The sequence below is a fragment of the Pontimicrobium sp. MEBiC01747 genome (genome assembly GCF_053601635.1).
Genome location: NZ_JBSHNS010000229.1, coordinates 1 through 7658 on the forward strand (window position 1 = coordinate 1; position 7658 = coordinate 7658).

The 7658-nt window shown below is 30.4% G+C and carries 8 protein-coding genes; all 8 read left to right on the forward strand.

The genetic code is table 11. The features are described from left to right. Positions 1-165: 3-hydroxyacyl-CoA dehydrogenase family protein (locus ACVC2P_RS07580; protein WP_452597882.1), on the forward strand; the 165-nt coding region annotated here is incomplete at its 5' end. 19 nt (positions 166-184) lie between these two features. Further along, positions 185-835, forward strand: coding sequence for a M23 family metallopeptidase (locus ACVC2P_RS07585; RefSeq protein WP_452597877.1), 651 nt, complete (start codon positions 185-187; stop codon positions 833-835). Between the two features lie 21 nt (positions 836-856). Next, positions 857-2095 carry a DUF1015 domain-containing protein gene (locus ACVC2P_RS07590; protein WP_452597878.1) on the forward strand — a complete coding sequence of 413 codons (1239 nt, stop codon included), beginning with the start codon at positions 857-859 and terminating at the stop codon, positions 2093-2095. Positions 2096-2193: 98 nt separating this feature from the next. Beyond that, positions 2194-2865 (forward strand): YggS family pyridoxal phosphate-dependent enzyme, encoded by a 672-nt coding sequence (locus ACVC2P_RS07595; RefSeq protein WP_452597879.1) that lies wholly within the window; start codon positions 2194-2196, stop codon positions 2863-2865. Positions 2866-2914: 49 nt separating this feature from the next. Then, a complete protein-coding gene (locus ACVC2P_RS07600) occupies positions 2915-4276 on the forward strand; it encodes an exonuclease domain-containing protein (protein WP_452597883.1) in 1362 nt (453 codons plus the stop codon). Then, complete coding sequence (locus ACVC2P_RS07605; RefSeq protein ID WP_452597880.1) at positions 4277-6241, forward strand: DUF3857 domain-containing protein; 1965 nt, start codon at positions 4277-4279, stop codon at positions 6239-6241. A gap of 28 nt (positions 6242-6269) precedes the next feature. Next, entirely contained in the window at positions 6270-7100 is an 831-nt protein-coding gene (locus tag ACVC2P_RS07610) for an ion transporter (protein WP_452597881.1), read from the forward strand. A gap of 36 nt (positions 7101-7136) precedes the next feature. Further along, positions 7137-7658: tRNA (adenosine(37)-N6)-dimethylallyltransferase (locus ACVC2P_RS07615; protein WP_452597884.1), on the forward strand; the 522-nt coding region annotated here is incomplete at its 3' end.

Consider the following 7658-nt stretch of genomic DNA (forward strand, 5'->3'; position numbering starts at 1 on the left):
ATATTAAATGTAATGTACGATGGTTTTAAAAACCCTAAATATGCACCGTGTCCTTTATTAGTAAATATGGTTAATGCGGGTAAATTAGGTGTTAAATCTGGTGAAGGATTTTACGATTATAGCGAAAGTAGAAAAGCTGAAAAAGTAGCTAAACAATTCGCTTAATCTATATAAAATGTAAAATATGAAGTTTCATATTAAAACAATAGTATCTGTTATTGTTATATTAGTTATCGTCTCTTGTAAAATGGAAACAAAACAAGCAACAGAAGATACTATTGTTTTAAGCGAAACAACTTCAAAAATAACAATAGAAGATACCACCAAAGGCGTTATTAATTATAGAGCTTTATTTAAATCTAATCCCAATTTTGTAGCAAATAGTTTTGACTTTCCTGTAGGTAAACCAGATGCTAAAGGCTACTACAACGCTCAACCTTTTGGAGAAAATAATCATTTAGGTGATGACTGGAATGGTGTGGGTGGCGGAAACTCAGATTTAGGCGACCCTATCTACAGTATTGCTAATGGATACATAGCAGAAGTAAAAAATTATGAAGGCGGTTGGGGTAATGTTGCCCAAATAGTACATTATTATAATAATAAACTATATAAATCTTTATACGCACATTGCGATAGTATTGTTGTTACAGAAGGTAGCTTTGTAAAAAAAGGAGACCAAATTGCAACAATAGGTAACTGCAACGGAATCTATCTCGCGCACTTGCACTTAGAAATTAGAGATGCCTTAACTTTAGATATTGGTAATGGTTACTCTAATGAAACAATTGGCTATTTAGATCCTACATTATTTATAAAAAATAATAGAGAGTAAAAAACACGAATACTGAAAACTATGGCAAAAATACTTCCATTTAAAGCAGTAAGACCAACTAGAGATAAAGTAAGTTTAGTAGCATCTAGATCTTACCAAAGCTATACTCAAGCTGAGCGTGAAGCACGATTAGATTACAATCCATTTTCTTTTTTACATATTGTAAATCCTGGCTACAAATACGACAAAGAGATTTCTGGAGAAGAGCGCTATCAATTGGTAAAAAACAGGTATTTAGAATTTAAAGAAGATAACGTTTTTATACAAGACCAAACTCCTGCCTATTATAGTTATAAAATTGTAAATAGAGAAAAAGAAGTTTTTAATGGTATTGTTGCTGCTGCTAGTGTAACAGATTATGAAACAGATGTTATAAAAAAACATGAAGATACTATAGCTAGTAAAGAGATTGTTTTTAAAGACTATTTAAAAACTGTAGGGTTTAACGCAGAACCAGTACTACTCACCTACCCAGATAATGACATTATTTCTAACATAATAGCACACACACAAAAACAACGTGCCGAATTTGAGTTTACTACAACTTATAGAGACACCCATTATTTATGGCTAATAGAAGATAAGGCACATATAGAATCTATTACAAAAGCCTTTGAAGCTATGGACACACTATATATAGCAGATGGGCACCACAGATCGTCTTCTTCTCAATTGTTAAGTAACGATTTAAAAATAAATAATAAAGCGCATAATGGTACCGAACCTTATAATTTTTTTATGAGCTACCTTATTCCTGAATCTGATTTAAGAATACACGAATTTAATCGTTTAGTTAAAGATTTAAACGGGCTAACAAAGGAAGAGTTTTTAATTAAGTTAGATGCTATGTTTCGTATTGAAAATAGGGGGATTTTTCCTTATAAACCTTCAAAAAAACATCATTTTAGTATGTATTTAGATGGGGAGTTTTACTCTCTATATCTTAGAAAAACTAATTTTAAATTTGAAACTTCTCTAGATGAGTTAGATGCTCAACTGTTGTATAAAACTATTTTAAAACCTATTCTTGGAATTTCAGATTTAAGAAATAATGAACGTATAGATTATTTAAGTGGTAAAAAAGATATTGTAAATTTAAAAAGTAAAATAGATAATGGAGAATATATTGTAGGGTTTGGTATGGTTCCTGCCACTATAGATGATTTAAAACAAATTGCAAATGATGGTTTAAAAATGCCTCCAAAAAGCACTTATATTCAACCCAAATTAAGAAGCGGTGTTACTATTTACGAGTTTTAAAATAGTAGATTATTATAATATAAAAACAGAAGTTAACGTCTGTTAGAGTAATTTTGAAGCATGAAAAATCGTATCGAAAACTAATTTTGAAGTATAATATGAGCATAGCAAACAACCTCAATACTATAAAATCTACATTACCAGAACATGTAACATTAGTAGCTGTATCTAAAACAAAACCTGTTAGTGACTTAATGGAAGCCTACAATGCAGGGCAACGCATTTTTGGCGAGAATAAAATTCGAGAAATGGCCGAAAAACAAGAGGTTATGCCTAAAGATATAAAATGGCATATGATTGGGCATGTACAAACAAACAAAGTAAAGTATATGGCCTCTTTTGTTGATTTAATTCATGGTGTAGAAAGTAAAAAACTGCTAAAGGAAATTAATAAGCAAGCCCAAAAACACAATCGTAAAATTGATTGCTTATTACAGATAAAAATAGCTTCCGAAGATTCTAAATTTGGAATGACACCTCTAGAAGCGCAGACACTTTTACAATCGGAAATATACTCTGAATTAAAACATGTAAATATTGTTGGTGTTATGGGGATGGCTACTTTTACAGATAATAAAAAGCAAATACAACAGGAATTTGCAACATTAAAACAAACTTTCGATAATTTAAAGTCACTAAATACTCCTAATTGTAATTTACATACTATTTCTATGGGAATGAGTGGAGACTATCAATTAGCAATTGCTTCCGGAAGTACAATGGTTCGCGTAGGAAGTAGTATATTTGGCTCCAGAAACTATGCTGTTTAGCATTTAGTTTTCTTAAAAGTGGCTATAACTTTATAAAACAATATAACTTATTTACACAATAGTAGACATAGAAACAACCGGAGGGAAGTTTAATGAAGAAGGCATAACAGAAATTGCTATATATAGGTTTGATGGGCATGAAGTTGTAGATCAGTTTATAAGTTTAGTTAATCCTGAACGAGAGATTCAGCCTTTCGTTGTTAACTTAACAGGAATTAATAGTAAAATGCTACGTAATGCGCCTAAATTTTACGAAGTAGCAAAACGTATTGTAGAAATAACTCAAGATAGTATTCTTGTAGCTCACAATGCTAATTTCGATTACCGTATTTTACGTACCGAGTTTAGCCGTTTAGGTTTTAACTTTGAGCGTGAAACCTTATGCACTGTTGAATTATCTAAAGATTTAATTCCAGATCAACCTTCGTATAGCTTAGGGAAATTAGTTCGCGCATTAGGAATTCCAGTAACAGATAGACACCGTGCCTCTGGAGATGCTTTAGCTACAGTAAAACTGTTTAAGTTACTATTAGCAAAAGATGTAGAAAAAACAATTATTCAAAACTCTATACGTAAAACACCTAAACTTCAATTAGAACCTAAACTTATAGATATTGTTGGTAGTGTTCCCTCTATAACTGGTGTATACTATATACACAATGCAAATGGCGATATTATTTATATTGGTAAAAGCAAAAACTTAAAAAAGAGAATAAACCAACATTTCACAGGAACCAATATAAAATCTAAAAAAATACAAAAACAAGTTGCTACTGTTACTTACGATGCCACAGGAAGCGAGCTTGTTGCTCTTTTAAAGGAAAGTGAAGAAATTAAACGTAATAGACCTCCTCTTAATCGTGCATTAAGAAAAAGAAAATTTAATCATGCACTATATAGTTTTACAGATAATGAGGGTTACCTTAATCTCTATTTAGATAAAGCAGATGGGCGTAAAAATGCTATTACTACTTTTAATAATAAACAAAGTGGAAAGTCTTTTTTATTTAATGCTGTAGAAAAATTTAAATTATGCCAGAAGTTAACTGGTTTATATAAATCCGATTCTAGCTGCTTTAACTATAATATAGAAGAATGTAATGGTGCATGTATACAAGAAGAAGATCCTGAAGTTTATAATGAAAGAGTACAACAATTAATAGCAAAAAATAGTTACGAAAATAAAAACATGGTTATTATAGATCGTGGCCGTGAAGTTGATGAACGTAGTGCCATTTTAATAGAGAATGGTATTTTTAAAGGTATAGGCTATTATAATTTAAATTATCAAATTAACAACAAAAAAGTATTAGAGTCTATTATAACCCCTATGGAAAATAATAGAGATAATAAACATATTATACAAAGTTATTTAAGACGTAATAAAAAAATAAAAATTATATCGCTATAAATGAAAACTCCTTTTTTTTTAACCTTTTTCCTCTTATCAATAATTGGCTTTGGTCAAACAAAATTTAACTCAGAGAATTATATAGTATCTAGAGACGACATAGAAACTAATATCTTCTCAAAAGATTCAACTGCTCATGCACTTGTTATATACGAATTTGGTAGTTCTTATCTAGATCAAGATAGTTACAAACTTAAAACAGAAATTAAACGAAAAATTAAAATTTTAGACCGTGAAGGATTCAGTCATGCTAATGTTATTGTAGGACTCTACAATAATGACCAAGGTAGTTCTAAAGAAAAAATATCCAACATACAAGCGACAACAAGTAATATAGAAAACGGTAATATTGTTAGAACTAAATTAGAAAACAATCAAATCTTTAGAGAGCAATACAATAATAATATTACACGAGTAAAATTTACACTTCCAAATATAAAAGAAGGCTCTGTTATTTCGTATAGTTATACACTAGAAACTCCTTTTTTATTTAAGTATAGAGGTTGGTCTTTTCAAAACGACATTCCTACTTTATACAGTGAATATAGAGCTAGTATTCCTGGAAATTATGAGTACAATATAAAATTGGTTGGAGAACAAAAATTAGATGTTAATGAAGCAACATTGAAAAAAAAATGTCTTGTTGATGGTACTGGTGCTTCTGCCGACTGTTTAATCACCAAATATGTTATGAAAAATGTTCCTGCATTTATAGAGGAAGATTTTATGACTACAAGAGATAATTATTTATCTAGAGTAGATTACGAACTAAAAATATTAAGAGGTTTCGATGGTGGTGTAAAAAACTATACCAAAACATGGAAGACTACAGATAAAGATTTAAAGACGGAACAAAGTATAGGAAGGCAGTTAAATAAAAAAAGCATAGCAAAAGGCTTATTGTCTTCAGAAATTGCTAAAGAGAAAAATCAGCTTAAAAAAGCTCAAGATATCTTTAAATATGTACAGGAAAATTATACTTGGAATAAAGAGTTTAATTTATTTAAAGAAGTGTCTTTAAAAAACTTAGTAAAGAGTAAATCTGGTCGCGCTTCAGAAATTAACTTATTATTATTTAATTTGCTAAACGCTAATGACATCGATGTTAAAACTGTACTAATTTCTACACGAGCTAATGGCTTAGCAACAAAAATATACCCAGTACTTACCGATTTTAATTACTTAATAGTTCAAGCTACTATAGATGGGAATACTTATTTACTAGATGCAGTAGATCCGTATTTAGCGTTCGGACAACTGTCCTTTAGATGCCTAAACCAATATGGTCGTCTATTAGATCTTAAAGACGGAAGTTATTGGCTTCCATTTACAGCAAGTAAAACAACAACTAAAACGTTTAGAACCGAACTTACTTTTAACGATGAAGGTAATATTGAAGGTTCTATAAAATCTAAAAAAACAGGATACCATGCACTTTCTGCTAAACGCAAGTACTTTAGTAATAGCAGTGAATATCTTAAAGCTTATAAAGATGCATACACCGCTATGGATATTACTAACCATGAAGTAAGCACAAAAGAGAAGAATAGTGAGACTTTTAAAGAAACTTTTAATGTCACTGTAGCTCCAGAAATTATTGGCGAAAATATCTATTTAAACCCTTTTTTATTTAAGTACATCTCGGAAAACCCTTTTAAATTACAAGAACGTACCTACCCTATAGATTTTGGATATAAAGAAGCTTATTTATATAACTTTAAAATAGATTTAAATGGTAAATATGAAGTTGTAGAATTACCCAAAAGTTTATCTATGAAGTTACCTAATAATACGGGGGTACTATTAGTAAATACAAAACACGAAGGAGATAGCGTAATGGTCTTTTTTAAATTTAGTTTTAATGAAGCTATTTATACCTCTAATTACTACAACCATTTAAAATCTTTTTTCTCACATATTGTAAACACCCAAAACAACTCTTTAATTGTATTAAAAGAAAAGTAATTAATCTTTTAGTATTTTTGATATTAGTATGACAGAACAAACATCTCATAAAAACTGGAAAACGAAGCTTCATGAAGTCATTTATGAAGCCGATACACCTGCTGGTAAACTATTTGATGTTGTGCTGCTTATATTTATTCTAGCTAGTATTGTATTAGTTATGCTAGAAAGTGTTACTAGTATAGATAATAAATATCATGATTTATTAAATATTGGAGAATGGGTTGTTACTATATTATTTACTTTAGAATATATTGCTAGAATCGTTTCTGTAAAAAAACCATTAAAATATATTACTAGTTTTTATGGTATTGTAGATTTATTATCCACCATTCCAAAATACTTATCGTTAATATTTGTGGGCACACATGCATTGGTTGCATTGCGAGCATTACGTTTATTGCGTGTTTTTAGAATATTAAAATTAGCTAGATATCTAGGCGCTTCAAATAATTTAGTTCGTGCCCTAAAAGCCAGTCGTGTAAAAATTTCGGTGTTTATATTTGCAGTAATCATTCTATCTATTATACTAGGGACTATTATGTATTTGGTTGAAGGTGAAGAGAATGGGTTTACAAATATTCCTAAAAGTGTCTATTGGTGTATTGTTACTTTAACTACTGTAGGTTACGGAGATATTGCACCGCAAACGCCTATAGGACAATTTATAGCTTCATTGGTTATGATTTTGGGTTATGGTATTATAGCTGTTCCTACTGGAATTGTGACTTCAGAAATAACAAAAACTAACGATAAAGAAGTTCCTGTAAATACACAATCTTGTCCAAGCTGTTCTATAGAAGGGCATAAAGACAATGCTGAGTTTTGTTATGGGTGTGGGCATAAAATAAACAAATAGCCGCTTTTTAACTTTAAACCAATCAAAATTAAATCTATACAATCAAATAAGGTACTTCTGTCCATTGTTGGCCCAACAGCCATTGGCAAAACCAGTTTAAGTATTAAATTGGCTAAGCATTTTAAAACAGAAATTATTTCGGCAGATTCTCGTCAGTTCTTTCATGAAATGCAAATTGGTACTGCTGCACCAACTCCAGAAGAGTTAGCAGAAGCCAAACATCATTTTATACACCATAAATCTATTATAGAAGAGTATAATGTTGGTGCTTTCGAGAAAGAGGCCATAAAGCGTTTAGAATCTCTTTTTAAATTACACAACGTGATTATTATGGTTGGTGGTTCTGGTTTATATGTAGATGCCGTTACTAAAGGGTTAGATTACTTTCCTGAGGTAGATAAAACAATTAGAACACAATTAAATAATAGATTAGAGGTTGAGGGTTTAGAAACTTTACAACAACAACTTAAAGTATTAGATTCTGTTGCCTATAATACAATTGCCATAGATAACCCACAACGGGTTATTCGTGCTTTAGAAATTTGTATGGGTTCTGGG

Bases quoted from the DNA above. Each gene is read 5' to 3' on its own strand.
- ACVC2P_RS07585 (WP_452597877.1), top strand. From the start codon at position 185: ATGAAGTTTCATATTAAAACAATAGTATCTGTTATTGTTATATTAGTT.
- ACVC2P_RS07590 (WP_452597878.1), top strand. From the start codon at position 857: ATGGCAAAAATACTTCCATTTAAAGCAGTAAGACCAACTAGAGATAAA.
- ACVC2P_RS07595 (WP_452597879.1), top strand. From the start codon at position 2,194: ATGAGCATAGCAAACAACCTCAATACTATAAAATCTACATTACCAGAA.
- ACVC2P_RS07605 (WP_452597880.1), top strand. From the start codon at position 4,277: ATGAAAACTCCTTTTTTTTTAACCTTTTTCCTCTTATCAATAATTGGC.
- ACVC2P_RS07610 (WP_452597881.1), top strand. From the start codon at position 6,270: ATGACAGAACAAACATCTCATAAAAACTGGAAAACGAAGCTTCATGAA.